We start from the raw sequence: 23,419 nt of genomic DNA on the forward strand, positions 1-23,419 counted from the left end.
TTGCGGGTATTGCTGATCAAGACCTCTTCGCTGGGGGATGTGGTCCACACCCTGCCGGCGCTGACCGATGCGGCGCGGGCGATTCCGGGCATCAAGTTCGATTGGGTGGTGGAAGAGGGTTTCGCCGAAATCCCTACCTGGCACCCGGCTGTGGGCAAGGTTATTCCGGTAGCGATCCGTCGCTGGCGCAAGAACCTCTGGCAAACTATCAAGAGTGGCGAATGGCGACGCTTCAAGCAGGGCGTGCGCGCCGCAAAGTACGACCTGGTGATCGACGCCCAGGGGCTTTTGAAAAGCGCCTGGCTGACCCGTTACGTCAAGGCCCCGGTGGCCGGTCTGGATAAGAATTCGGCCCGTGAGCCCCTGGCGGCGCGCTTTTATTCCCGGCACCTGGCGGTGGCTCGCGGTCAGCATGCGGTCGAGCGCGTGCGCCAGTTGTTCGCCCTGGCGCTGGGCTATGACTTGCCGCAAACGCTGGGTCACTATGGCCTCGACGTCGACCGCTTGGTGGAGCTGCCTCGCCCTTACCCTTACGTGGTATTCCTGCACGGCACGACCTGGGAGTCCAAGCACTGGCCCGAACTCTACTGGCGCCAGCTCACCGAGCGCATGGGGCAGTTCGGCGTGGTCGTCAAACTGCCGTGGGGCAGCCCGGCCGAGAAGGCTCGGGCCGAACGCATCGCCAGCGGGCTGCGCAATGCCTTGGTGCTGCCGAAGCTGAACCTCGGCGGGATGGGCAAGGTGCTTGCCGGCGCCCAGGCCTGCGTGGCCGTGGACACCGGTCTCGGTCATCTGGCCGCGGCCCTGGATGTGCCGACGATTTCTCTGCTCGGCCCCACTAATCCGGTGCTGACCGGCGCCTATGGCAAGGGCCAGATTCACCTTGCCAGTGATTTCCCTTGCGCGCCATGCATGCAGAAACATTGCACTTACCCGCCGACCGCCGAAGATGCCCGGCGGTTTGACCTGAAACGCGAGCAGCCCCTGTGCTTCACGCGTCTGAACCCCGAGCGTGTTGCCAGCCACCTGAGCACGTTATTGGCTGAGGAGCCGCGCTGATGCAATTGGCTTTTGTCCTTTATAAGTACTTCCCCTTTGGTGGCCTGCAGCGTGACTTCATGCGCATCGCCCTGGAATGCCAGCGACGCGGTCACCAGATCCGTGTCTACACGCTGATCTGGGAAGGTGATGTGCCGCCCGGCTTCGAAGTGCTGGTGGCGCCGGTCAAGGCGCTGTTCAATCATCGCCGCAACGAGAAACTCAGCGCGTGGATGGAGGCCGACCTGGCCAAGCGCCCAGTGGACCGTTTGATCGGCTTCAACAAAATGCCCGGCCTGGACGTGTACTACGCCGCCGATGGCTGCTTCGAAGACAAGGCGCAGAACCTGCGCAATTCGCTGTACCGGCGCTGGGGCCGCTACCGGCATTTCGCCGAGTACGAGCGGGCAGTGTTCGCCAAGGACGCCAAGACCGATGTGCTGATGATCTCCGAAGTCCAGCAGCCACTGTTCATCAAGCATTACGGCACGCCGCTGGAGCGCTTTCACCTGCTGCCGCCAGGCATCGCCCAGGACCGCCGTCGGCCCGCCGACGCTGACGAGATCCGGGCGGCGTTCCGGGCCGAATTCGAGCTGGCCGATGACGACCTGCTGCTGGTGCAGATCGGCTCCGGGTTCAAGACCAAGGGCGTGGATCGCAGCCTCAAGGCCCTGGCCGCGCTGCCAACCGAATTGCGAAAACGCACCCGGCTGTTTGTAATCGGCCAGGACGACCCCAAGGTATTCCAACTGCAGAGCGCCGCACTGGGTCTAGGTGACAATGTGCGGTTCCTCAAGGGCCGCAGCGACATCCCGCGTTTCCTGCTGGGCGCCGACCTGTTGATCCATCCGGCGTACAACGAGAACACCGGCACGGTACTGCTCGAAGCGCTGGTGGCCGGGTTGCCGGTGCTGGTCAGCGCGGTGTGTGGGTACGCCCATTACATCGCCGAGGCCGACAGTGGCCTGGTGTTGGACGAGCCGTTCGAACAAGCACAGCTCACCGAGTACCTGGTGCGCATGTTGAACGATGCCGAGGCCCGGGCGACCTGGAGCCGCAACGGTCTGGCCTTCGCTGAGACGGCCGACCTCTACAGCATGCCGCAGCACGCGGCCGATGTGATATTGGCGGAGCACGCACAATGAAGTTGATGCTGGCCGAACCGTTCAAGAGCCTTTGGGCCGGGCGCGATGCGTTCGCCGAAGTCGAGGCGCTCAAGGGCGAGGTCTATCGTGAACTGGAAGCCCGGCGCACCTTGCGCACGGAGGTGGACGGTCGCGGTTTTTTCGTGAAGATCCACCGCGGCATTGGTTGGGGCGAGATCTTCAAGAACCTGCTGACCGCCAAGCTGCCGGTACTGGGCGCGGGTCAGGAATGGAAGGCAATCCAGCGTTTGCAGGAGGTCGGTGTGCCGACCATGACCGCCGTTGCGTATGGCGAGAAAGGCAGCAATCCGGCCGACCAGCATTCGTTCATCGTCACCGAAGAACTGGCGCCGACCGTCAGTCTCGAAGATTTCAGCATGGACTGGGTCAAGCAGCCGCCGCAACCAACACTCAAGCGTGCCCTGATCGCCGAAGTGGCGCGCCTGACCGGCATGATGCACCGCGCCGGAGTCAATCATCGTGACTGCTACATCTGCCACTTTCTGCTGCACACCGACAAGCCATTGACGCCTGGGGACTTCAAACTCTCGGTTATCGACCTGCACCGTGCGCAGATCCGCCCGGCTATCCCCTCTCGTTGGCGCAACAAGGACCTGGCGGCGCTGTATTTCTCTGCACTGGACATCGGTCTGACCCGTCGTGACAAGTTGCGTTTCCTCAAAGGTTACTTTCAGCAACCGCTACGCCGAATCCTCGCCGAAGAAGCTTCACTGCTGACCTGGCTCGAAGGCAAAGCCAGCAGGCTTTATGCACGCAAGCTGCGATACGGGGGCGCGCTCTGATGTCGGGTTGGGTTCTGGAACCTTCCTACGCTGAGTTGGCAGAGGATTTCGGCAGTCTTGATGCAGTGTTCGCTCTCCAGGGGGAGCGTCTGACGCGGGACCCGCTGTCAGAGGTGATTCGAGTACAGCGCAATGGCGTCAATTACTATGTCAAACGCTACACCGGGGCTGGCAAGGGGGTGCGGCGCTATCTGGGCAAACCTCGGGTCAAGTCCGAATGGCAGAATCTCAAGCGCTTCGCCAAGTGGGGTATACCCACCGCCGAAGTCGTTGCTTGGGGGCTGGAGCGACGGGGGGTGGCCTATGCTCGTGGCGCGCTTATCACGCGTGAGCTGCCTGGCACCGAAGACCTTTCAGCATTGGCCAAGCGTCACGACCCGCGGCTTGCGGATCGTGCCTGGGTTGACGGGGTGAGTCGGCAATTGGCCTGCTGTACGCGGACCATGCACGAGAACCGCTTTACCCATAACGACTTGAAGTGGCGCAACTTGCTGATCGACGATCAGTCACGGCTATTTTTTATCGATTGTCCGAACGGCGATTTCTGGCGCGGTTTCTGGCTCAAGTACCGCATCACCAAAGACCTGGCCTGCCTGGATAAGGTGGCCAAGTATCATTTGTCGGCCACTCAGCGCCTGCGTTTTTACCTGCAATACCGCCAGCGCGACCGGCTCGATGCGTGCGACAAGAAGCGTATCCGTCACGTGGTTAGATTCTTCGAGGGGCGTGAATGACTGACTTTCTGGCCGCTGAGGACCAAGCGTTGTTGCAACGCCATGGCCTGGACAGCTTCGAGGCCTTGTGGGCGCGGCAACTGGACGCGGTGGATGAGCCCAATACTTCGGGCGACGGCTGGAGCAGCGTGTTCCGGCTGGAGCTGGAAGGGCGGGGTTATTACCTCAAGCGCCAGAGTAACTACCTGACCAGGACGTGGTTACACCCCTTGGGCGAACCGAGCTTTTCCCGGGAGTTTCGCAACATCAGCCGTTACCGCCAACTGGGGATTCCGGCCCTGCAAGCGGTGTTCTATGGCCAGCGCAACGTGGACGGTGAAGTGCGGGCGATTCTGTTGACTCGTGCCCTGGACGGTTGGGATGACCTGAACTCATTACTGCAACGCTGGTCGAGCCTGTCGGCGGCGCAACGCTCCACGGTCTTGCAGGCTTGCGGCCAGTTGGCGCGGCGCCTGCACGGCATGCGCCAGGTCCATGGCTGTTTCTACCCCAAGCATATTTTTCTGCACGCCACCGACAGCGGCTATCAGGCGCAGTTGATCGACCTCGAAAAGACCCGGCCATTACTGTTCGGTCGACGGGATCGAATCAAGGACCTGGCGCCCTTGCTGCGTCGAGCCCGAGTCTGGAGTGACGACGATATACGTCAGATGCTCGCCAGCTATCTGGATCAACCGCTCCAGAGTGCGCTCGTTGACTGCTGGATGACCCGCCTGGCCGCCCGGTGCAGCCACAAGGAGGCCCGTTGATGCATTTGTCCGAATTGAAGAGCGCCGGTCGTAGCCCCACCCTGCCTTTGAGCCTGGAACTGGCGGACGCCGCTGGCCCGGCGCAATTGCAGCTGCTTTCCCTGTTGCGTGTGTTGCCGGGCCAGCGCTACGTCGGTGCCGGCGTCTGGCGTGGCCGGCCGGTGCTGGCCAAGCTGCTGGTGGGCAGTAAGGCGCCCCGGCATTTCCAGCGAGAACTGCAAGGCGTTCGCCTGCTGGCGGAGCAGGGGCTGACGACGCCACAGCTACTGGCCGATGGCCTGAAGGAAGGCGAAGGCGGCTGGCTGCTGTTCGAGCTGCTGGAAGACGCCGAGAGCCTGGGGGACGCCTGGAAGCAGGTCGAGCACTTGCCATTGCTGGCCGATGAACAAACGGCGGTACTGGCCGAAGCCTTGGGGGCCATCGCGCAACTGCATGGCAAAGGCCTGTGGCAGGAAGACCTGCACCTGGACAATCTACTGCGCCATGGCGGCAAGCTCTACCTGATCGATGGCGCCGGTATCCGTGCAGAAATGCCCGGTCAACCGCTGTCGCGGCAAAAAGTGCTGGAGAACCTGGGGGTGTTTTTCGCCCAGCTTCCCAAGTCCATCGAGCCTTTCAACGAAGAATTGCTGGTGCATTACCTGCTGGGTAACGCCGAGCATGCTCTACCTATGGAAGCGCTGCAAAAACAGATCGACAAGGTGCACGCCTGGCGACTGAAAGACTTCCTTAAGAAGGTTGGGCGCGAGTGCAGTCTGTTCAGCGTGCAGCGCGGGCCGTTCGGGCTGCGGGCGATCTGCCGCGATGAAGAGGCGGCCATGGCGCCGGTGCTGGAACAGGCCGATGCCTTGCTTGACCAAGGTCACCTGTATAAAACCGGTGGGTCGGCGAGTGTTGGTAAGGTTGATGTGAACGGGCGCTCTCTGCTGATCAAACGCTACAACATCAAGAATTTCGCCCATTGGCTCAAGCGTTTCTGGCGGCCGAGTCGGGCCTGGCATGCCTGGCGCGAAGCCCATCGCCTGACTTTCCTCGGTATCGCGACGCCCAAGCCGCTGGCTTTGCTGGAAAAGCGTTTTCTGTGGCTGCGCTGCGGCGCCTATCTGGTGACCGAGCACTTGCCAGGGCCTGACATCATCAAGCGCCTGGCGCCTTATGTCGAAGGTGGTGACGTTCCTGAGGCAGAGTTGCTGGCGCTGGATCGGTTGTTTGCCGATCTGATACGCGAGCGCATCAGTCACGGAGACTTCAAGGGGCACAATGTGCTCTGGCAGGATGACCGCTGGATGCTCATCGATCTGGACTCCATGTGCCAACACCGTACCCAGGCCAGCTTCGCCCAGGCTTACGCCCGGGATCGCGCGCGGTTCATGCGTAATTGGCCGCAGGACAGTGCATTGTATCGGGTGATTGATGGGCGGTTGCCGAAGGAGATCGATAGCACGCCGTCTGTCTTATGACCGGTCACCGTGGCGAGGGAGCAAGCTCCCTCCCCCCGCTTTTGCGTAGCTTTGGATCTTGATCTGGACACCCCATTGACGACGCTTCCCTACCAATAGCGCCAAGCAATCGTCTGCTGCACGCTCCCACTTACCGCTAGAGGCTTAAGGCCGCTTTTAAGCTATAATCCCGCCCTTTAGCTGCCCCGCCCCCTTGGCGCGCGGCACATCCATTTTCCGCGGCGCTTGTCGCCCGTATGTAGACATTAAGAGGCTAGACCCTGTGGCATTGACGATTCTTGGCCTGTCCGGCGCCCTTAGCCATGATCCTTCCGCCGCGTTGTACATTGACGGCAAGCTGATCGCGGCAGCCGAGGAAGAGCGCTTCGTACGCGATAAACATGCAAAGAACCGCATGCCCTATGAGTCGGCGAAGTTCTGCCTGGAGCAGGCCGGCATCAAGCCTTCCGACGTCGATGTGGTGGCGATCCCCTTCGCTCCGATCAGCCTGTTCGGCGAGGCGCGCTGGCACTACGCCAAGCGTTACTGGTACGCCCCGGACCGCGCCCTTGACGCGATCCTGATGGGCAATCGTCGTTACAAGCGCTATCGCCGCAAGATCGTCTGGTGCCTGGAACAACTGGGCTTTGATCCGAAAAAGATCAAGATCGAGCCGGTCGAGCACCACCTGGCCCACGCCTCCAGCGCCTATCACTGCTCGGGCTTCCAGGAAAAAACCGCGATCCTGGGCATCGACGGCAAGGGTGAATACGCCACGACCTTCTTCGGCTACGGCGAAAACGGCAAGATCCACAAGATCAAGGAATTCTTCGACCCGGACTCCCTGGGGGGGCTGTACGGTGCGATCACCGAGTTCCTCGGTTTTGAAATGCTCGACGGTGAGTTCAAGGTCATGGGCATGGCGCCCTACGGCGATGCCACCAAGTACGATTTCTCGCGCCTGGCCTCGTTCGAAAACGGCGAACTGGTGATCAACACCGACTACGCCAACGTGATCGGCCTGCGCCGCTATAAAGAGAAGGGCAAGGGCTTCTACTTCTCGCCGAAGCTGATCGAATGGCTCGGCCCGAAACGCGAAGGCGACATCGCCGACGAACCCTACATCCACTACGCGGCGAGTATGCAGGCGCTGTTCGAGAAGCTTGCGCTGCAAATGATCGACCACTACCTGGGCGACGTGCTCAAGGAAACCGGCAAGCTGGCGTTCGCCGGTGGCTGCGCGTTGAACGTCAAGCTGAACCAGAAGATCATCGCCCGCGACGACGTCAAGGAGCTGTTCGTGCAACCGGCTTCCGGTGACGCCGGTACTGCGGTAGGTGCGGCGGCTTATGTGTCCCACACCCGTGGCGTGCCGGTAGAGAAGATGGAACACGTCTACCTCGGCCCGGCCTACAGCAACGAAGACGTGATCGCCGCGTGCGCCCGTCATCCGAGCAAGCCTGCGTGGCGCAAGATCGACAACACCCCCGAGCGCATCGCCAAGATCATGGTCGACGGCAACCCGGTGGCCTGGTTCCAGGGGCGCATGGAGTTTGGTCCGCGCGCCCTGGGTGGTCGTTCGATCATCGGTTGCCCAAGCGCCAGCGGCGTGGCCGATCGCATCAACGAGCAGATCAAGTTCCGCGAACGCTGGAGGCCTTTCTGTCCATCGATGCTCGACACCGTTGCGCCGCAGATGATCAAGGTCGATCACCCGGCGCCGTTCATGACCTTCACCTTCGAAGTGGCCGAAGAGTGGAAAACCCGCGTGCCGGAAGTTGTCCATGAAGACGGCACGTCCCGGGCCCAGGTACTCAAGCGCGAATACAACCCGCGCTACTACGACATGATGAAGGCCCTGGAAGTCCTGACCGGTAACGGCGTGTCGCTGAACACCTCGCTCAACCGTCGTGGCGAACCGATGATCTGCTCGCCCACCGATGCGCTGAACATGTTCTTTGGCTCCGACCTGCAGTATCTGATCATGGAAGATATTCTGGTGGTCAAAGAGGGGGTGGATGTTTATGACTGAGGTTTTGATCAGTGTCGTCATTCCTGCTTATAACTACGCCGATACCTTGCCTCGTGCGGTGAACTCGGTAGTGGGGCAACTTCGCGATGCTCGGGCGGAGTTGCTGGTGATCGATGATGGTTCCACTGATGCAACGCCACAAGTCCTGGAGCAACTCCAAGCTGAGCATTCCGGTTGTTTTCGGGTTTTGCGCAAGCCCAACGGCGGTTTGGCCTCGGTACGTAATCGCGGGATCGAGGAAGCCCGTGGGCCCTACCTGATTTTCCTTGATGCCGATGATGAGATGGCGCCTGGTGCTTTGGCTGCGTTGACTCGGCATATCTCCAGCAATCCCGCCAGCCGCATGATTATTGGTGGCCACTGGTCGGTATTCGCCGATGGTCGTCGTGCCCTGCACGCTGTACAACCCTTGCCCGCCACCCCGCGTGAGCGTGTGCGTGGTTATCTGCTGGACAAGACGATATCGCTGTCCAACGGTGCCTGTGCAATGCATCGAGAGGTGTTCGGGCCGGGCAACTACCCGGAGCACTTGCGCTGTGTCGAAGATATTCCGGTATTTGCTCAGGTGCTGGCGGGTTTCCCGTGCAGTGTGCTCGATGCACCACTGGCGCTGATCCACAAGCATGACGACAGCTTGCGTCATGACCTCAAGCAAGCCCTGGCGGCCGGCGTGGGGATGGTTGACGAGGTCTTTTCTCCGGCGCGTCTGCCGGAGTTGCAGGATCTGCGCCGGGCTTTCATGGCGCAACGCTGTCTGTCGCTGTTCCGCGCATGCTACAGCGCTGGTGATTATGTCAATGCCAAGGCTTTTTATACTCAAGCCGTGCGTACCGATGTTCGCTCGCTCACGCGCTGGACCTATACGCGCAAAGCCATTCGGTTGCTGTTCAAGTGAGTGCGTCTTTCACTGGCGAAAGTGTGATCCAGGACCAAGGGAGCTGGGCGCAGAAAGCGCGTGAGCTGGACCGGTATCGCTGGAAGCTGCTGCGCCAGCGTCATGGTCGCTTCGCCAGTCTGCTACGGTTTGTTCGTGATGCGCTGGTGGAGTTCGCGATTGGCATTCGCACAAAGATTTTTTTGAGCGATTCGGTTGTCGCCATGCCCTGTGAGGTTTTGCTGCTGCATTCGGCGCCTAAATCCATGGCGTTGCAACGCAAGAATATTCTGATTGAGGCTCTGCGCAGTCGCGGACACCTTCTGGCAGAGGCAGCGTTACGCTCGCCGTCGGAGGCCTGTGCTCGACGTATGCTCATGGCGCCGCCGCAGTCTGTACCACTACGTTATCTGGCATATGCCGCCCACGCCCAGTGGCTGGTGATGACGTATTCACCCAAGCTACTGATCAATGAGCGCAACGGTAGTCTTCATACACCGTTCTTGCGTTTGGCGCTGGCTGCGCACGGGGCTCGACTGCTACAACTGGCTCATGCCACAACCCTGGAGTCTTCAGGGCGACTGGGAATGAACGACTACGACTATTACGGTGTTTTTGGTCGTAGCTCGCTGGTTGCATTGCAAGAGCGGAGATTGCGGTTCGGTGAGTCGACGGTGGTGTTGACCGGCTCTTACCTTGCTGACGAAACTTATGATCTGCCGGTCGCTGATCCGGCTCTTAAAACGTTATTGATTCTGGGGGTTGGTCCTGATCGAGAAAAAGAATCGGGTTATCAGGACACCTATCGGTTGCTGCGCGATTGGGCCGGACAGAATCCGGACTATCGTTTGCTGTTCAAGCGCCACCCTCGCAGCAAGGCGAGATTCTGGAGTGATGCCGCTGCGCAGTTTGCCAATATCGAGTTGCTGGATAGCCAGTGTTCACTGGCCCAGGCTTTGGCGCAGGCCAGCGTCGTTATTAACATCATGTCCAACGCTGGCATTGAGGCAGGTCTGGCGGGCCGGCCAGTGATTCACGTGAATACGGGCAGCGATGTGGATATTTTCTCTCATTCGTTATTTTTCGGGCCCCAAGTGAGCGATGGGCAGGGGCTTTCCCGGCAAGTGAAAGTGCTTGAGCAGGATTACCAAAGGCATTCGGCCCAAGCCCGACGTTTTGCCGATTATCATTTGGTGTACGGTTCCCAGGGGTTGTTGAAGACCGCCCAACTGGTCGATGACCTGCTTCTCGGCTCCGACCCGGCGCGCAACTTCGAGACCTTCAAATTAGCCGCCGCTGGCTGAGTCAGGGGTTGAGCACCTGGTTCAGTTCATGCTCGTTGCAAACGTGTTGATTGTTCAGGTAGTGCTCAAGAAATTGGTTGTCCTTGAGCAGCCATTCGCGGTCTTGGCGATAGCGCAATATGTGCTTGAAGTTGCGCAGGCGAAGGCCTTTGCGTAGAGGTCTGCACTGAGTGCGCAGGTCTGCGACATCGATCAGCCCAAGCGTGTTGTGGGGCGTCAATACCACGTTGCCCAAGTGGGCGGAGCGAAAGTAGATGCCGGTCTCATGTAGGCTGGCAATGAACTCGCCCAGCCGTGCGCGAAGATCATCATTTCCCTCGGCACCTAGCAACTGACGCAGGGTTCGCCCAGGCAACGGGTCGTAATGCACCGCATCGCGTTCGATACTGGGTATGCGATAAATCCGGCGGATTTTCGGGCACTCGATTTTTCGTTCTTGCAGTGTTCTGCAGTTGTCGGCGAAGCGCTTGGCGTAGGGTGCCCAGAGGGCAGAAGTCAGCAGGCGTTTACGGCGAAATAGCTTGAGTATCGATCCATCGGCAAGGCGCAGAACTTTGTCTCCTTTACCGTCGGCTTCGAGAACGTCAGCACCTTCGCGCATGTTGAGGTAAGAAATGTGATCGAGCGTTTGCATCAAGGCTCCAAGGCATGCCCGTGGTGGGCAGCCAAGTATGTTACCGCAGTGTGCATGCTGCAAAAAACCGCTGTGGTATAGTTGTGCCAATTTTCAGGAGGTGAATGCCCCTGTTTGCGGGGGCTGCCCGGGCACTGCCACCGAGTCGTTATCTTTTGATTAATGCTGTTAGCGCTCCTATGCGCGAGCCGGTGAATGGCAGGATGCTAATGTCTGCGGACTGGTCGCACGGTGGTGATGAAGCACTTTGGCAAGTGAATGCGGCCTACTTTCTGGACACCCTATGACGAAAATGCTGTTCATTTCCCTGGCCAAGCATCAGGGGCTTTATTTCAATCGATTGCTTAATGAGACCGAACTACAAGGTACAGTCGTTACTCCCTCAGAGATGCCCTGGCCGAGATCCCTTCGAGTATCCAGGGTGCTTTCACGAATCGACAGCCCAAACCTGATCGAAAGGAAATGCGAGGAGCGGCGCGTCAAGAATAAGAGCGCCGGTCGCTTGTATCGCTTATTGTTGCGTCTTGAACTCCTCTGGGTTGCGTTGCGTCTCCAGGCCTTGCTCGACCGTGAGCGCCCCGACGTGCTGGTATTCTGGAATGGGGCCCATCGTTACTGCCAACTGCTAGTGGCTTTGGCAGAGCCTGAGTGTAAGACGTTCTTCTTTGAGAATGGCTTGTTACCCGATACCACAACCGTTGACCCCCAGGGTGTGAACTTCCTGAATTCCGTTCCGCGTGAGGTCGATTTTTACCTCGATTATCCTTATCCCGTGCCGGACCGTCAGGTTGCGCCTGTCCTGATCCCTCGTAAACCCCGTGCCAGCGGCCCTCCCCCGATAGTATTACCTGAGCAATTCATCTTTATTCCGTTTCAGGATGACCGTGATAGTCAGGTTCGGTTGTTTTCTCCTTGGGTTCGGAACATGCAGGAGATGTTTGCCTTGGGTGAGCGCCTGGCCAACGAGACCGGTTTGACAGTGGTCTTCAAAGAGCATCCATCCAGCCGCCAGCATTATCCAGAGTTGCATGAGCGCACTCACACTCGTCTCCTGTTCGCCAATGGCAATCCCACCCAGCAACTGATTGAGGCAAGTCAGTTTGTGGTCACGCTGAACTCGACGGTGGGCCTTGAAGCTTTGCTTTTGGGTAAGCCGGTGCTGACCTTGGGTCAGGCGTTCTTCAATATCGAAGGGTTGGTGACGCACGCCGATAATGCCGAGCAGCTGATGTTGCTGGCGCGCGCGTTCCCACAATGGCCGCTCAACGATCGGTTGAGGCGTAACTTTCTTCACTACCTATCGGAACATTATTGCATCAAGGGCGGCTGGAAAAATGCCGATAAAGCCCAGTTGCTGCGAGTCGCAAACAGAATGTTGGGGAAAACCGAGTGCTAACGGCAGTGAGAAGGCTTATCGACAAAGATGTACTGACGTTGTGGGCGTCAATCGGACTCTTGATATTCCTATGTGGGGCGTGGGTACTGCCGAGTAAGAAGCTTTATCACCAGATGTTGATTTTCCTATTGTGGCTACCCGCCCTGTTGGCACTGTTTCGTCGGGATTTTCGCTTATTACTCAGGCAGCCGGAATGCTTGCTCTTCATCTTGCTCGTGGCTTGGACGCTGTTGGTATTGACGCTGGAGGGAGGGGATGACCTCTTCGGCAAAAGCAAGGTGACATTTTACGCTGCGCTAAGCCTGCTGGGCGTATTGTTGGCTGCGCAGAGCCGTAAGTGGCGGTTTGAGTCCATGCTGCTGTACGCATCGATTGTCGGCGGTTTTTTTGCGGCAGCTTCATGGGTTTACTTCTATCAACTGTCCGCCAAGCCATTTAGCGCGCGAGTGACTGCCATAGGCTTGTGGGACGCTACGATCATGGCCGCGCACGCTGTGGGGGCGTTGGCGATTCTTGGCGCCTTCACGTTTCAGACCAAGCGATTCAGTCCCCGCGTAATGATGTTGTTGCTGATTCCGGCCCTGGGGTATGTCCTGTTCCTTGGCTTTAGTCAGACACGCGGTGTGTGGATCGGTTTGTTGGCGTGTCTACTTGTAATGGGGGCGGCGCGACCGTCACGCTTGTGGGCTGCGTTGATCTTTCTGGTCATCCTGGGCGTGGCATCTATTGCTCTATTCAAGCCGCAAATCCTTCTCCAGCGTGGTGTTTCATTTCGCCCGGAGCTATGGCGCGGCGGCGTTCAATTGATACTTGAGCACTGGGCGTTGGGGGTGGGATCCCAAGAATATCTCATCCCTGTTTCGGAAATCGGACGTGCATTCAAGCATCCCCATAACCTTTTCCTGGATATCGGCGTGCGCCTCGGTGTGCCAGGGCTCTTGCTATTCGGATGGCTGTGGTTGGCGGTTGGCTGGCGTGGTTGGATTTCGCGAGCGCAACCGCTGGGGCAAATGTTGCTGGCGCTTTGGATTTTTTCCGGGGCATCGTTACTGACTGATGGCATTGGCCTTTGGCTAAAACCCAACGCGGACTGGTTGATCACATGGCTGCCGATCGCCTTGAGTATCGTATTGGCTGCTCGTGGGAGCACGGAAATTACAGGCATCAAGCAAAGCGCTTCCGTGTCTTGACGCCAGCAGTGCTAATGCAAACATTGGTTCTGCGTTTTTGGCGGTCGTCCTGACCGAGCCGATGTTGTCATGGGTTCGCTGTTACAATCCGCAGCTTGTCTCTTTTTTCAAATGTCCGAGGCGCACCGAATGGCCAATCCCGACCAGCAATCGAGCATGAAGATTTACCTGCGGTTGCTGAAATACGTGCTCCCTTATTGGGGGGCTTTTGCCATCAGTATCATCGGCTTCGTGCTGTTCGCATCCAGTCAACCGATGCTGGCGGACATGCTCAAGCACTTTCTCGACGCTTTGCAAAAACCCAGTGACACCCAGTTCATGGGGATTTCACTGGTACTCGGCGTACCCTTGTTGATTGTGCTCATTGCTGTCTATCAAGGCATAGGCTCATTTCTGGGTAACTACTACCTGGCCAAGGTCGCCCGCGGCGTGGTTCATGATCTGCGTTGCGCCCTGTTCGACAACTTGCTGACGCTGCCTAATCGCTATTTTGACAACCATAACTCCGGTCATCTGATTTCCCGTATTACCTATAACGTGACCATGGTCACCGGTGCCGCCACCGACGCGATCAAAGTGGTGATCCGTGAGGGCCTGAGCGTCGTATTTCTGTTTGGATACCTGCTTTATAGCAACTGGAAAATGACCCTCGTGTTGCTGGCGATCCTTCCGTTCATCGCGTTGATGGTCAGTAGTGCGAGCAAGAAGTTTCGCAAACAGAGCAAGAAAATTCAGGTGGCGATGGGTGATGTGACTCATGTGGCCTCGGAGACGATCCAGGGCTACCGTGTAGTTCGCAGTTTTGGCGGTGAAGCCTACGAAATCGAACGGTTCCACAAGGCCAGTGCTGACAATATGAACCGCAGCCTGGGCATGACCCGCACCCAGTCTATCTACACGCCTATGCTGCAACTGGTGATATATATTGGCATGGCGGTGTTGATGTACTTGGTGCTCTATCTTCGCGGCGATGCTTCTGCCGGTGAACTGGTCGCCTACATCACTGCTGCGGGTTTGTTGCCCAAGCCTATTCGTCAACTGTCGGAAGTCAGCGCGACGATCCAGAAAGGATTGGCGGCTGCGGACAGTATTTTCGAGCAACTCGACGAAGAACCGGAAGTGGATACGGGGACTCAGGAAATCGCTCGTGTAAACGGTCGCCTGGAGGTGCGCAACCTGAGCTTCCAGTATCCAGGTACCGAAAAACTCGTGCTCGACGACATTTCCTTTACCGCCGAAGAAGGGCAAATGATCGCTCTGGTAGGGCGTTCAGGCAGCGGCAAGTCGACCTTGGCCAACCTGATCCCGCGCTTTTATCATCATGACAAAGGTCAGATCCTGCTCGACGGTTTGGACGTAGAGCAATACAAGCTGACCAACCTGCGTCGTCACATTGCCCTGGTAACCCAACAGGTTACGTTGTTCAACGACAGCGTTTCCAACAACATCGCCTATGGTGACCTCGCGGGTGCTCCCTTCGAAGATGTGCGCAAGGCAGCCGAAGATGCATACGCTGCGGAGTTCATTGAGCAAATGCCTCAGGGGTACGACACTTTGGTAGGCGAAAACGGCGTCCTGCTTTCCGGCGGCCAGCGTCAGCGCCTGGCGATCGCTCGGGCCCTGCTCAAGAACGCTCCTCTGTTGATTTTGGATGAGGCCACTTCGGCCCTCGACACCGAGTCTGAACGCCATATCCAGGCGGCTCTGGATCAAGTGATGAAGGGGCGCACCACGCTGGTGATCGCCCATCGCTTGTCCACCATCGAGAAGGCTGACTTGATTCTGTTGATGGACAAGGGGTGTATTGTCGAGCGCGGTACTCATTCAGAGTTGTTGGCGCTGAACGGTCTGTACGCACGCTTGCATGAGAAGGATTTCATCGAAGGCGCCGACGACATGACGAAAGGGACCTTCGCCTGATTTTTGTTTTCCGCGACTCCAGTATCCATGAGAGGTTCGGCTATGGATGGGACGGCAAAGATGTCGCTACAACAGCCGCATGGGCTGTCGATCTCTCCCGAGGCCCGGGCCGCGATCAAATCCCAGCAACCGAGATGCATATGGTTGACCGGACTTTCCGGGGCGGGAAAATCGACACTGGCCAACGCGCTGGACGTGCGGCTTCACGGGCATGGCTTCCATACCTGCTTGCTTGATGGCGACAACTTGCGCCGGGGGTTGTGCAGCGACCTGGGCATGACGCCTGAAGCACGCAAGGAAAACATCCGGCGTATCGCCGAAGTGGCGCGGTTGATGGTCGACGCCGGGCTTATTGTCATCGTTGCAGCCATTTCGCCCTTTCGGGCCGACCGTGAGGCGGCCCGCCAGTTATTTCCCGAGGGGAGTTTCCTTGAGGTCTACGTCAGCACGTCGTTCGAGGTTTGTGCCCAGCGTGACACCAAGGGGCTTTATCGTGAAGCGCGTGCCGGACGTCTGAACAATTTCACCGGCCTCGACAGCCCGTATGAAGCTCCCCTGGCACCCGATTGCGATATCGACACGGACGACCTGGAGCTGAGCGAGGCCTGCGAGCGGTTGTGGGCATTGGTACAGCGCTGACCCGAAAAACTGCCCTCGCTTCCGATTACAGCCGTGCAAGAGCCTTCGCCAACCCTGTGCTAATATCCCCGCCCTGTTCATTTTGTATGTGGGATGCTCCATGAAGTTGTCCATGCCGCGATTCGATCAAGCCCCTGTATTGGTGGTCGGCGATGTCATGCTCGACCGCTACTGGCATGGCGGTACCTCACGGATTTCCCCTGAGGCCCCGGTACCGGTGGTCAAGGTCGAGCACATCGAGGATCGCCCCGGTGGTGCCGCCAACGTTGCCCTGAACATCGCCGCCCTCGGTGCGCCGGCCTCCCTGGTGGGCGTGACCGGCGACGACGAGGCTGCCGACAGCCTGACCAACAGTCTCAAGGGCGCGGGCGTGCGTGCGATATTCCAACGCATCGCGCACCAGCCGACCATCGTCAAGCTGCGGGTCATGAGCCGTCACCAGCAACTGCTGCGCATCGACTTCGAAGAACCTTTCGCCACCGATCCCTTGGCCCTCGGTGCCGAGGTCGACAGCCTGCTCGAAGGCATCAAGGTCCTGGTGTTGTCGGACTACGGCAAAGGCGCGTTGAAAAATCACCAGGCGCTGATCCAGGCCGCCCGTGCCCGTGGCATTCCGGTTCTGGCCGACCCCAAGGGCAAGGATTTTTCCATCTACCGTGGCGCCAGCCTGATCACGCCGAACCTCAGCGAGTTCGAAACCATCGTCGGCGGTTGCGTCGATGAGCACGAACTGGTGAGCAAGGGCGCGCAGCTGATGCAAGACCTCGACCTCGGCGCCTTGCTGGTGACCCGTGGTGAGCATGGCATGACCCTGCTGCGCCCCGATCACCCGGCGTTGCACCTGCCGGCCCGTGCCCGTGAAGTGTTCGACGTGACGGGTGCTGGCGACACGGTGATTTCCACCCTGGCCGCGGCGATCGCTGCCGGCGAGGAATTGCCCCATGCGGTCGCCCTGGCGAACCTGGCGGCGGGCATTGTCGTCGGCAAGCTCGGTACGGCCGCCATCAGCGCTCCCGAGCTGCGCCGCGCCATCCAGCGCGAGGAAGGCTCCGAGCGTGGCGTGCTGGGCCTGGAACAACTGCTGCTGGCCGTGGACGATGCCCGTGCCCACAACGAAAGAATCGTTTTCACCAACGGTTGCTTCGACATCCTGCACGCCGGTCACGTGACCTACCTCGAGCAGGCCAGGGCGCAAGGTGACCGCCTGATCGTCGCGGTCAACGACGATGCGTCCGTAAGCCGTCTCAAAGGCCCGGGTCGCCCGATCAACAGTGTCGATCGGCGCATGGCGGTCCTGGCTGGCCTGGGCGCCGTGGACTGGGTGATCAGCTTCAGCGAGGGCACGCCGGAAAACCTGCTACGCCAGGTCAAGCCGGATGTGCTGGTCAAGGGCGGTGACTACGGGATCGATCAGGTCGTGGGCGCGGACATCGTCACGGCCTACGGCGGCACCGTGAAGGTGTTGGGGCTGGTGGAAAACAGCTCGACGACGGCGATTGTGGAAAAGATCCGCAATAACTGAGCCTGTGTACTGCAGCCAGCTTGCTTTTTGTGGCGAGGGAGCTTGCTCCCGCTGGAGCGCGAAGCGGTCCCAGTTCTAGTGGGCGCTGCGCACCCAAGCGGGAGCAAGCTCCCTCGCCACAAAAGCGTTCTGAGTGGCGTGGTTCCTAACGAGCCACCTTGCGCGGGACGATCTTCTTGAGCAATTGCCGGGCCTTGCCCTTGAGTCGGGTCAGGCCTGACTCCTTGCCCGGCGGCGTCAGCCCTTGCTGGCGCAGCCAGTCCTTCCAGCGAATCCGCTCGTCGCGCACCAGCCAGCCATCCTGCTTGGCAAAGCTCTCCGCCAGGTACAGCCCGCGGGTGCTGGCCGGGTACAACTGATCCTTTTTCAGGGTGTACAGCTCGGGCAAGGGCTGCCCATCCTGTAGCGGCATCAGGTACAGGTCGGGTCGCTTGCGGTCCAGGCGCGCCACCAACTGGTCGCCTTCCAGTCGCTCATCGACGTGAAACAAACTCAGGGACTTGGCTTCCTTGGGCACATCCAGGCGCAAGTCATAGATCAGTTGCAGCGATGCCGTCGGCAGGTGCACGTAGGCCCGTGGTCGCTCGATCAGTTGCAGGTTGGCGCTACGCACCGGGCGTGCCGAGCCCGACAGTGGCGTCAGCCGGAACGGCAAGGCTTCGCGGTAATGCAGGGCTGTGGCGTAGGGGGCTGGCAGCCAGGTGTCGTTGAAACGCCCGCCAAGCCAGCCTTCTGGGGTTTCCAGCAGGCATTCCTCGGCAATTTCGCTGATGGCGGTGAGCAGCGGCAGGTTCAGTTCGTGGGCCGGGACGTAGCCGGATATCAGCTTGAGCACCACATCGCCACGATCCTGCCGACGTTGGCGCACCAGTACCCAATAATCGCGGTTCTGCCAATGCAGGGTCAGGCGCACCGAGACGCCCAGGTTCGCCAACTCCAGGGAAAAGCGCTCGGCGTCGGCCACGGCTACAGGCCGGCGGCGCTGCAAGGTCTGGGCGAAATTCAGCGGCATCCCGACACTCTGGTAAGTCAGGCCTTCGGGGGTCGCTTCGACGAACAGGGGCAGGGTCTTGAAGTTACTCGGGTTCTTTCTGATGAGCGTACGCGGCATGTCGGCTCCTTCCTTAAGGCCGCGTAGGGCGGCGTCAGTTTTTACGCAGGACCTTGGCGACGGTCGCGACGTTATGGGCGAGGTGCAGCGGATTGATGGTGCCGACAATAGCACTGGCGACCCCAGGATGCTCAAACAACAGTTCGAAGCTGGCGCGAACCGGGTCTACCCCGGGGCTCAGGCAGACGTGGCCGCTGGCCAGGGCCTTCTTCACCAGGATCGCTTTGCCGTGCTCGCTGGCGTAGTCAATGACCGCCTTTTCGTTTCGTTCGTTCAGATTGTAGGTGACCATCGCACAATCGCCTTGCTCCAAGGCTTTCAGGCCACCGTCGACGGTCTTGCCGGAAAAACCGAAGCCGCCGATCTTGCCCTCGCGCTTGAGCGCCGCCAGGGTCGGGTAGACCTCGCTGTCGTTGAGGATCGCCAGGTCATTGCCATCCGAATGTACCAGGACCAGGTCGATATAGTCGGTTTCCAGGCGCTTGAGGCTGCGTTCCACCGAGAATCGGGTATGGGCGGCACTGAAGTCATGGCGTGACTGGCCGTCGCTGAACTCTTCGCCGACCTTGCTGACAATCACCCAGTCCTGGCGTTGGCCGCGCAACAGCGGGCCGAGGCGTTCCTCGCTGCGGCCATAGGCCGGCGCGGTGTCGATCAGGTTGATACCCAGGTCGCGCGCCAGTTTGAGCAACATGCGCGCTTCGTCGTCATCGGGGATCCGAAAGCCGTTGGGGTATTTGACGCCTTGGTCGCGACCGAGCTTGACGGTGCCCAGGCCCAGGGGGGAGACCCGCGGGCCGTCATGGCCCAGGGGGCGATAGAGGTCATGCAGGGTCGGTTGGCTCATGGCAGCAGTTGCTCCCAGGCAGGGACGCCCATGGGCGGCTTCGGCAGGTCTGGCAGTGGGGTCGGGTGACTTGGCTGGATGCCATCGCGTTGCAGGGCATTGACCACCCGATCGGCGAAGTCCGGGGCCAGGGCCAGTTTGGTCGGCCAGCCCACCAGCAGGCGATCCTGCTCGGCGAGGAAGGCGTTATCCGGGCGGGTCAGGCCCGACTGCAACGGTTCGGCGCGGTCAACCCGCAGCGTGGCCCATTGCGCGGTGCTCATGTCGACCCAAGGCAACAATTGGCCGAGTTCTTTCTGAGCGGCGGCGATCTGCGCGGCAGGCTCGCGGGTCACGCCATCGCCTTCGGCCAGATCGCCACCCACGTACCAGACCCATTGGCCATCGGCCGCCGGATGAGTGGTCACGGTGACGCGCGGCTTCGGTCCGCCGCCCAGGCAATGGGCGTAGAGCGGCTTGAGGCTGGGGCCCTTGACCAGGACCATGTGCAGCGGCCGGCGCTGCATGGCTGGCTGGTCCAGGCCCAAGGCGCTGAGCAGGTCGGCGGTGCCGCCCCCGGCGCTGAGGACAATGCGCTGGGCACGAATCTCGCGGCCATCCACCTTCAGCCCAATCAGCTCGCCCCCTTCGCGCAGCGGTTCGATGTGTTGCCCGGCGAGCAAGCTGTCGCCGGCCAGTTCCGCCAGGCGCGCGATCACGCTCGGCACGTCCACTACCAGCTCGGCCAGGCGATAGACCTTGCCCTTGAAGCGCTTGTCTTGCAGGGCCAGCGGCAATTGGTCGCCCTTGACCTGGTCGACCCGCCCGCGCACGGCCTTGCTGGCAAAGAAACTGGTGAGGTTGCCGGCCAGGGTGCCGGGGGACCAGAGGTAATGGGCGTCGGACAGCATGCGCACGCCGGACAGGTCCAGCTCACCTTCACCTTTCAGGGCTTCGCGCCAGCGGCGCGGCATGTCGGCGATGGCTTCCGAGGCTCCGGTCAGGGCACCGTGCAGGGCGTACTTGGCGCCGCCATGGATAATGCCCTGGGATTTGACACTCTGCCCGCCACCGAGGCTGGCGCTTTCCACCAGCACGGTCGAAAAACCCTGGCGACGCAGGCGTGCATTCAGCCAGAGACCGGCGACGCCTGCGCCGACAATCAGAATGTCGGTGGAAATAACGGATGACATGAGCGACCTCAGTGTTCAAGACGAGGGCGCAGTATACAGACTCGATGCGGAGGGAATTTGTTGACGATCAACGTCGGCAGCTTGCGAGAAAAGCTTTTGTGGCGAGGGAGCTTGCTCCCGCTGGAGTGCGAAGCGGTCCCGTTTCTAGTGGGTGCTTCGCACCCAAGCGGGAGCAAGCTCCCTCGCCACAAGTGCATTCCAGCTCAATGAAAATGTATTTCAGCTTGGATGATCAGTGGGTTTTCAGTGTCCGGCAGTCTTGGAAAAGAGTTGGATCACGACAACCCCGAGAACAATCAACGCCATCCCCAGCATCGCCGGCACGTCCAGTTTCTGCCCGTAGATGAACAGCGCCGCCACGCTGACCATGACGATCCCCAGCCCGGCCCAGACCGCATAGGCCACGCCCACCGGTACGGTGCGCACCACCAACGTCAGCATCCAGAACGCGGTGGCGTAGCCGACGACGACCAGCAGCAAAGGCAGAGGTGTGCTCAGGCCCTTGATCGCTTTCATCGAAACGGTGGCGATGACTTCGGCGCAGATGGCGATGGCCAGGTAGTAGTAGGCGTTCATAGACAGTTCCTCTTCGACGGTTGCGTCTTTCGATGGGGCCATTCTAGAGATGGCTCAGATGCGGTAAAGTCATTACCTATCTTTATTGGAGATAGGTCGAGCCATGAACGTGCAGTGGAACCTGGAGCAATTGCGGCTGTTTGTCGGGGTCGCCGAGAAACGTTCGTTTTCGGCCGTGGCCCGGGATCAGCGCAAGGCCCAATCGGCCATCAGCAGCGCGATTGCCTTGCTGGAGGACGACTTGGGGGTGAGCCTGTTCGAGCGCAGCAGCGGCCGGCAGCCCAGGCTCACCGACGCGGGCGAAGCCCTGCTTGAAGAAGCCAGGGAAGTGCTGCGCCAGTGCGAGCGCCTCAATGGCCGGGCCCTGGCCCTGATGCGTGGACAGGAAGCGTCGCTGCGCCTGGCCCAGGACGAAGCCATGCCTTATCAACCGGTCATCGACAGCCTGGCGGCCCTGGCCGAGCAATTTCCCACCCTCGAAGTGCAACTGGCCAGCGCCGCCCAAGGCGATGTGGCGCGCAAACTGGTGGAGCGCCGCGCCGACCTCGGCTTGCTGTTCTATCACGACCAGATCCCCGAGGCGCTGGAGCGCCGGGTGCTGGGCAGCGTCGAGATGGTCACGGTGTGCGGCAGGGGGCACCCGCTGGCGAACCATGGTTATGTGACCTGCCGGGAAATGGCCCGGCACCGCCAGTTGTTGATGGCGACCCAGTCCAGTGTCTATCCCGGCAGTGAGCAGGCCAGCCCGCAAGTCTGGCGGGCTGACAGTTTCTATGTGCTGGCCGAATGGCTGAGGAGTGGCCTGGGCTGGGCCTGGTTGCCTCGGCATGTGGTGCAATACCCGGCGTACCTGGGCGACATGGTCGAGCTCAGCAGCGAATGGACCCCGCCAGCCCTGGTGGTGGAACTGGTCTGGCGCCGCGACGAACCCCTGGGTCCGGCCGCCCGTTGGCTGGCGGAACGTTTTGCCGTGCAGTTGCAGGCGATTGGCTGAAAAACCGATAAACTCCGCCGCCATGAACAGAATTCTCTATAGCGTGTTGTTTTACCTGGGGCTGCCACTGGTAGCGATTCGGCTGTGGTTGCGGGCCCGCAAGGCGCCGGCTTATGCCCGGCGCATTGGCGAGCGGTTCTCCTGGGGGCTGCCGGTCATGGTGCCGGGGGGCATCTGGGTCCACGCGGTGTCGGTGGGCGAGAGCATCGCCGCCGCGCCGATGATCCGCGCCTTGCTGCAACGTTATCCACAGCTGCCGATTACCGTCACGTGCATGACGCCCACCGGTTCGGAGCGGATCCGGGCGTTGTTCGCCAGCGAGCCGCGCATCCAGCATTGCTATTTGCCTTACGACTTGCCTTGCGCCGCCAAGCGTTTTCTCGACCGGGTTCGCCCGTCCCTGGCGGTGATCATGGAAACCGAGCTGTGGCCCAACCACATTCACCAGTGTGCCAAGCGCGGCATTCCCGTGGCCCTGGCCAACGCGCGGCTGTCTGAGCGTTCGGCACGGGGTTATGCACGCTTTCCCAAGCTCACTCGGCCGATGCTCGCCGAGATGAGCCTGTTCGCCGTGCAGACCGAAGCCGAAGCCGAGCGTTTTCGCCAGTTGGGCGCCCGGGCGGAAACCGTCGAGGTCACCGGCTCGATCAAGTTCGACCTGACCATCGACCCGCAACTGCTCGAAGACGCCAGTGCCTTGCGTCGCCAGTGGCAGGCTACCGAGCGCCCGGTGTGGATCGCCGCCAGTACTCATGAGGGCGAGGATGAAGTGGTGTTGGCCGCCCATCGTCGGTTGCTCGACAGCTATCCCGATGCGTTGCTGATTCTGGTGCCGCGTCATCCTGAGCGTTTCGATTCAGTACGCCAGTTGTGCGAAAGCGAAGGCTTTGCCACCGCCCGGCGCTCCAGCGCACAACCGGTCACCGCTCAGACGTCGGTGTTGCTCGGTGACACCATGGGTGAACTGCTGTTTCTCTACGCGTTGGCCGACAGTGCGTTTGTCGGTGGCAGCCTGGTGCCCAACGGTGGGCACAATCTGCTCGAGCCGGCGGCGCTGGCGAAACCGGTCCTCAGTGGGCCGCATCTGTTCAACTTCCTCGAAATCGCCGCGCAACTGCGCGCTGCCGGTGCGCTGGCGGAAGTGGACGATGCCGAAAGCCTGGCCCTGGCGGTGCAGCGTCTGTTCGAACTGCCCCGCGATGCCCAGCGCATGGCCGAAGCGGGGCTTGCGGTGATGCGCACCAATCAGGGCGCGTTGCAGCGGTTGCTGGAGGGGTTGGGGCGGTTGATGGGGTGAGCT

General features: G+C 60.3%; 21 protein-coding genes. 16 read left to right on the plus strand and 5 right to left on the minus strand.

The window, feature by feature from the left end:
* The 9 genes from waaC to HU749_RS03530 all read left to right on the plus strand — a co-directional run bounded on the left by waaC (position 1) and on the right by HU749_RS03530 (position 10,118).
* Positions 1–1,059 (plus strand): lipopolysaccharide heptosyltransferase I, encoded by a 1,059-nt coding sequence (waaC, locus tag HU749_RS03490; protein WP_079301609.1) that lies wholly within the window; start codon positions 1–3, stop codon positions 1,057–1,059.
* On the plus strand, positions 1,059–2,183 hold the full coding sequence (locus HU749_RS03495) for a glycosyltransferase family 4 protein (protein WP_079301610.1): 1,125 nt from the start codon (positions 1,059–1,061) through the stop codon (positions 2,181–2,183). The genes waaC and HU749_RS03495 overlap by 1 nt, the downstream gene beginning before the upstream one ends.
* Entirely contained in the window at positions 2,180–2,986 is an 807-nt protein-coding gene (gene rfaP / locus HU749_RS03500) for a lipopolysaccharide core heptose(I) kinase RfaP (RefSeq protein ID WP_079301611.1), read from the plus strand. The genes HU749_RS03495 and rfaP overlap by 4 nt, the downstream gene beginning before the upstream one ends.
* Positions 2,986–3,720 (plus strand): lipopolysaccharide kinase InaA family protein, encoded by a 735-nt coding sequence (locus tag HU749_RS03505; protein WP_079301612.1) that lies wholly within the window; start codon positions 2,986–2,988, stop codon positions 3,718–3,720. Before rfaP ends, HU749_RS03505 begins: the two co-directional genes overlap by 1 nt.
* Positions 3,717–4,469 carry a lipopolysaccharide kinase InaA family protein gene (locus HU749_RS03510; protein ID WP_079301613.1) on the plus strand — a complete coding sequence of 251 codons (753 nt, stop codon included), beginning with the start codon at positions 3,717–3,719 and terminating at the stop codon, positions 4,467–4,469. Before HU749_RS03505 ends, HU749_RS03510 begins: the two co-directional genes overlap by 4 nt.
* Complete coding sequence (locus HU749_RS03515) at positions 4,469–5,929, plus strand: lipopolysaccharide kinase InaA family protein (protein ID WP_079301614.1); 1,461 nt, start codon at positions 4,469–4,471, stop codon at positions 5,927–5,929. The genes HU749_RS03510 and HU749_RS03515 overlap by 1 nt, the downstream gene beginning before the upstream one ends.
* Positions 5,930–6,191: 262 nt before the next feature.
* Positions 6,192–7,940 carry a carbamoyltransferase family protein gene (locus HU749_RS03520; RefSeq protein ID WP_079301615.1) on the plus strand — a complete coding sequence of 583 codons (1,749 nt, stop codon included), beginning with the start codon at positions 6,192–6,194 and terminating at the stop codon, positions 7,938–7,940.
* Positions 7,933–8,835, plus strand: a complete 903-nt coding sequence (locus tag HU749_RS03525) for a glycosyltransferase family 2 protein (protein WP_079301898.1) — start codon at positions 7,933–7,935, stop codon at positions 8,833–8,835. The genes HU749_RS03520 and HU749_RS03525 overlap by 8 nt, the downstream gene beginning before the upstream one ends.
* A gap of 23 nt (positions 8,836–8,858) precedes the next feature.
* Complete coding sequence (locus HU749_RS03530; protein WP_079301899.1) at positions 8,859–10,118, plus strand: CDP-glycerol glycerophosphotransferase family protein; 1,260 nt, start codon at positions 8,859–8,861, stop codon at positions 10,116–10,118.
* Between the two features lies 1 nt (position 10,119).
* On the opposite strand, the gene HU749_RS03535 is transcribed toward HU749_RS03530, so the two are convergent.
* Positions 10,120–10,752 carry a BUD32 family EKC/KEOPS complex subunit gene (locus tag HU749_RS03535; protein ID WP_079301616.1) on the minus strand — a complete coding sequence of 211 codons (633 nt, stop codon included), beginning with the start codon at positions 10,750–10,752 and terminating at the stop codon, positions 10,120–10,122.
* 283 nt (positions 10,753–11,035) lie between these two features.
* Here HU749_RS03535 and HU749_RS03540 point away from each other — a divergent pair, with 283 nt between their 5' ends.
* The 5 genes from HU749_RS03540 (at position 11,036) to hldE (ending at position 17,419) form a co-directional block, all read left to right on the plus strand.
* Positions 11,036–12,148 carry a capsular polysaccharide export protein, LipB/KpsS family gene (locus HU749_RS03540; protein ID WP_079301617.1) on the plus strand — a complete coding sequence of 371 codons (1,113 nt, stop codon included), beginning with the start codon at positions 11,036–11,038 and terminating at the stop codon, positions 12,146–12,148.
* A 113-nt stretch (positions 12,149–12,261) separates the two neighbouring features.
* The gene (locus tag HU749_RS03545) at positions 12,262–13,338 is read left to right on the plus strand and encodes an O-antigen ligase family protein (RefSeq protein ID WP_141248761.1); all 1,077 of its coding nucleotides are present in this window, start codon (positions 12,262–12,264) and stop codon (positions 13,336–13,338) included.
* Between the two features lie 129 nt (positions 13,339–13,467).
* The gene (msbA, locus tag HU749_RS03550) at positions 13,468–15,258 is read left to right on the plus strand and encodes a lipid A export permease/ATP-binding protein MsbA (protein WP_079301619.1); all 1,791 of its coding nucleotides are present in this window, start codon (positions 13,468–13,470) and stop codon (positions 15,256–15,258) included.
* Between the two features lie 60 nt (positions 15,259–15,318).
* A complete protein-coding gene (gene cysC / locus HU749_RS03555) occupies positions 15,319–15,897 on the plus strand; it encodes an adenylyl-sulfate kinase (RefSeq protein WP_225919124.1) in 579 nt (192 codons plus the stop codon).
* Positions 15,898–15,997: 100 nt separating this feature from the next.
* The gene (hldE, locus tag HU749_RS03560) at positions 15,998–17,419 is read left to right on the plus strand and encodes a bifunctional D-glycero-beta-D-manno-heptose-7-phosphate kinase/D-glycero-beta-D-manno-heptose 1-phosphate adenylyltransferase HldE (RefSeq protein WP_041475688.1); all 1,422 of its coding nucleotides are present in this window, start codon (positions 15,998–16,000) and stop codon (positions 17,417–17,419) included.
* 145 nt (positions 17,420–17,564) lie between these two features.
* Here hldE and HU749_RS03565 read toward each other — a convergent pair whose 3' ends face one another.
* The 4 genes from HU749_RS03565 to HU749_RS03580 form a co-directional block, all read right to left on the minus strand.
* On the minus strand, positions 17,565–18,530 hold the full coding sequence (locus tag HU749_RS03565) for a metal ABC transporter ATPase (RefSeq protein ID WP_079301622.1): 966 nt from the start codon (positions 18,528–18,530) through the stop codon (positions 17,565–17,567).
* A gap of 34 nt (positions 18,531–18,564) precedes the next feature.
* Positions 18,565–19,377: an aldo/keto reductase gene (locus HU749_RS03570; RefSeq protein WP_013692125.1), complete on the minus strand. Its 813-nt coding sequence runs from the start codon at positions 19,375–19,377 to the stop codon at positions 18,565–18,567.
* Positions 19,374–20,549 carry an NAD(P)/FAD-dependent oxidoreductase gene (locus tag HU749_RS03575; RefSeq protein ID WP_186651248.1) on the minus strand — a complete coding sequence of 392 codons (1,176 nt, stop codon included), beginning with the start codon at positions 20,547–20,549 and terminating at the stop codon, positions 19,374–19,376. Before HU749_RS03575 ends, HU749_RS03570 begins: the two co-directional genes overlap by 4 nt.
* A gap of 243 nt (positions 20,550–20,792) precedes the next feature.
* A complete protein-coding gene (locus tag HU749_RS03580) occupies positions 20,793–21,125 on the minus strand; it encodes a DMT family transporter (RefSeq protein ID WP_079301624.1) in 333 nt (110 codons plus the stop codon).
* Positions 21,126–21,228: 103 nt separating this feature from the next.
* Here HU749_RS03580 and HU749_RS03585 point away from each other — a divergent pair, with 103 nt between their 5' ends.
* Together HU749_RS03585 and waaA are read left to right on the plus strand one after the other, a co-directional pair.
* Positions 21,229–22,119 carry a LysR family transcriptional regulator gene (locus tag HU749_RS03585; RefSeq protein WP_095962265.1) on the plus strand — a complete coding sequence of 297 codons (891 nt, stop codon included), beginning with the start codon at positions 21,229–21,231 and terminating at the stop codon, positions 22,117–22,119.
* A 22-nt stretch (positions 22,120–22,141) separates the two neighbouring features.
* On the plus strand, positions 22,142–23,416 hold the full coding sequence (gene waaA / locus HU749_RS03590) for a lipid IV(A) 3-deoxy-D-manno-octulosonic acid transferase (protein ID WP_095962264.1): 1,275 nt from the start codon (positions 22,142–22,144) through the stop codon (positions 23,414–23,416).
* Positions 23,417–23,419 lie beyond the last annotated feature (3 nt).

The organism is Pseudomonas ogarae, assembly GCF_014268695.2.
Taxonomy (GTDB): Bacteria; Pseudomonadota; Gammaproteobacteria; order Pseudomonadales; family Pseudomonadaceae; genus Aquipseudomonas; species Aquipseudomonas kilonensis.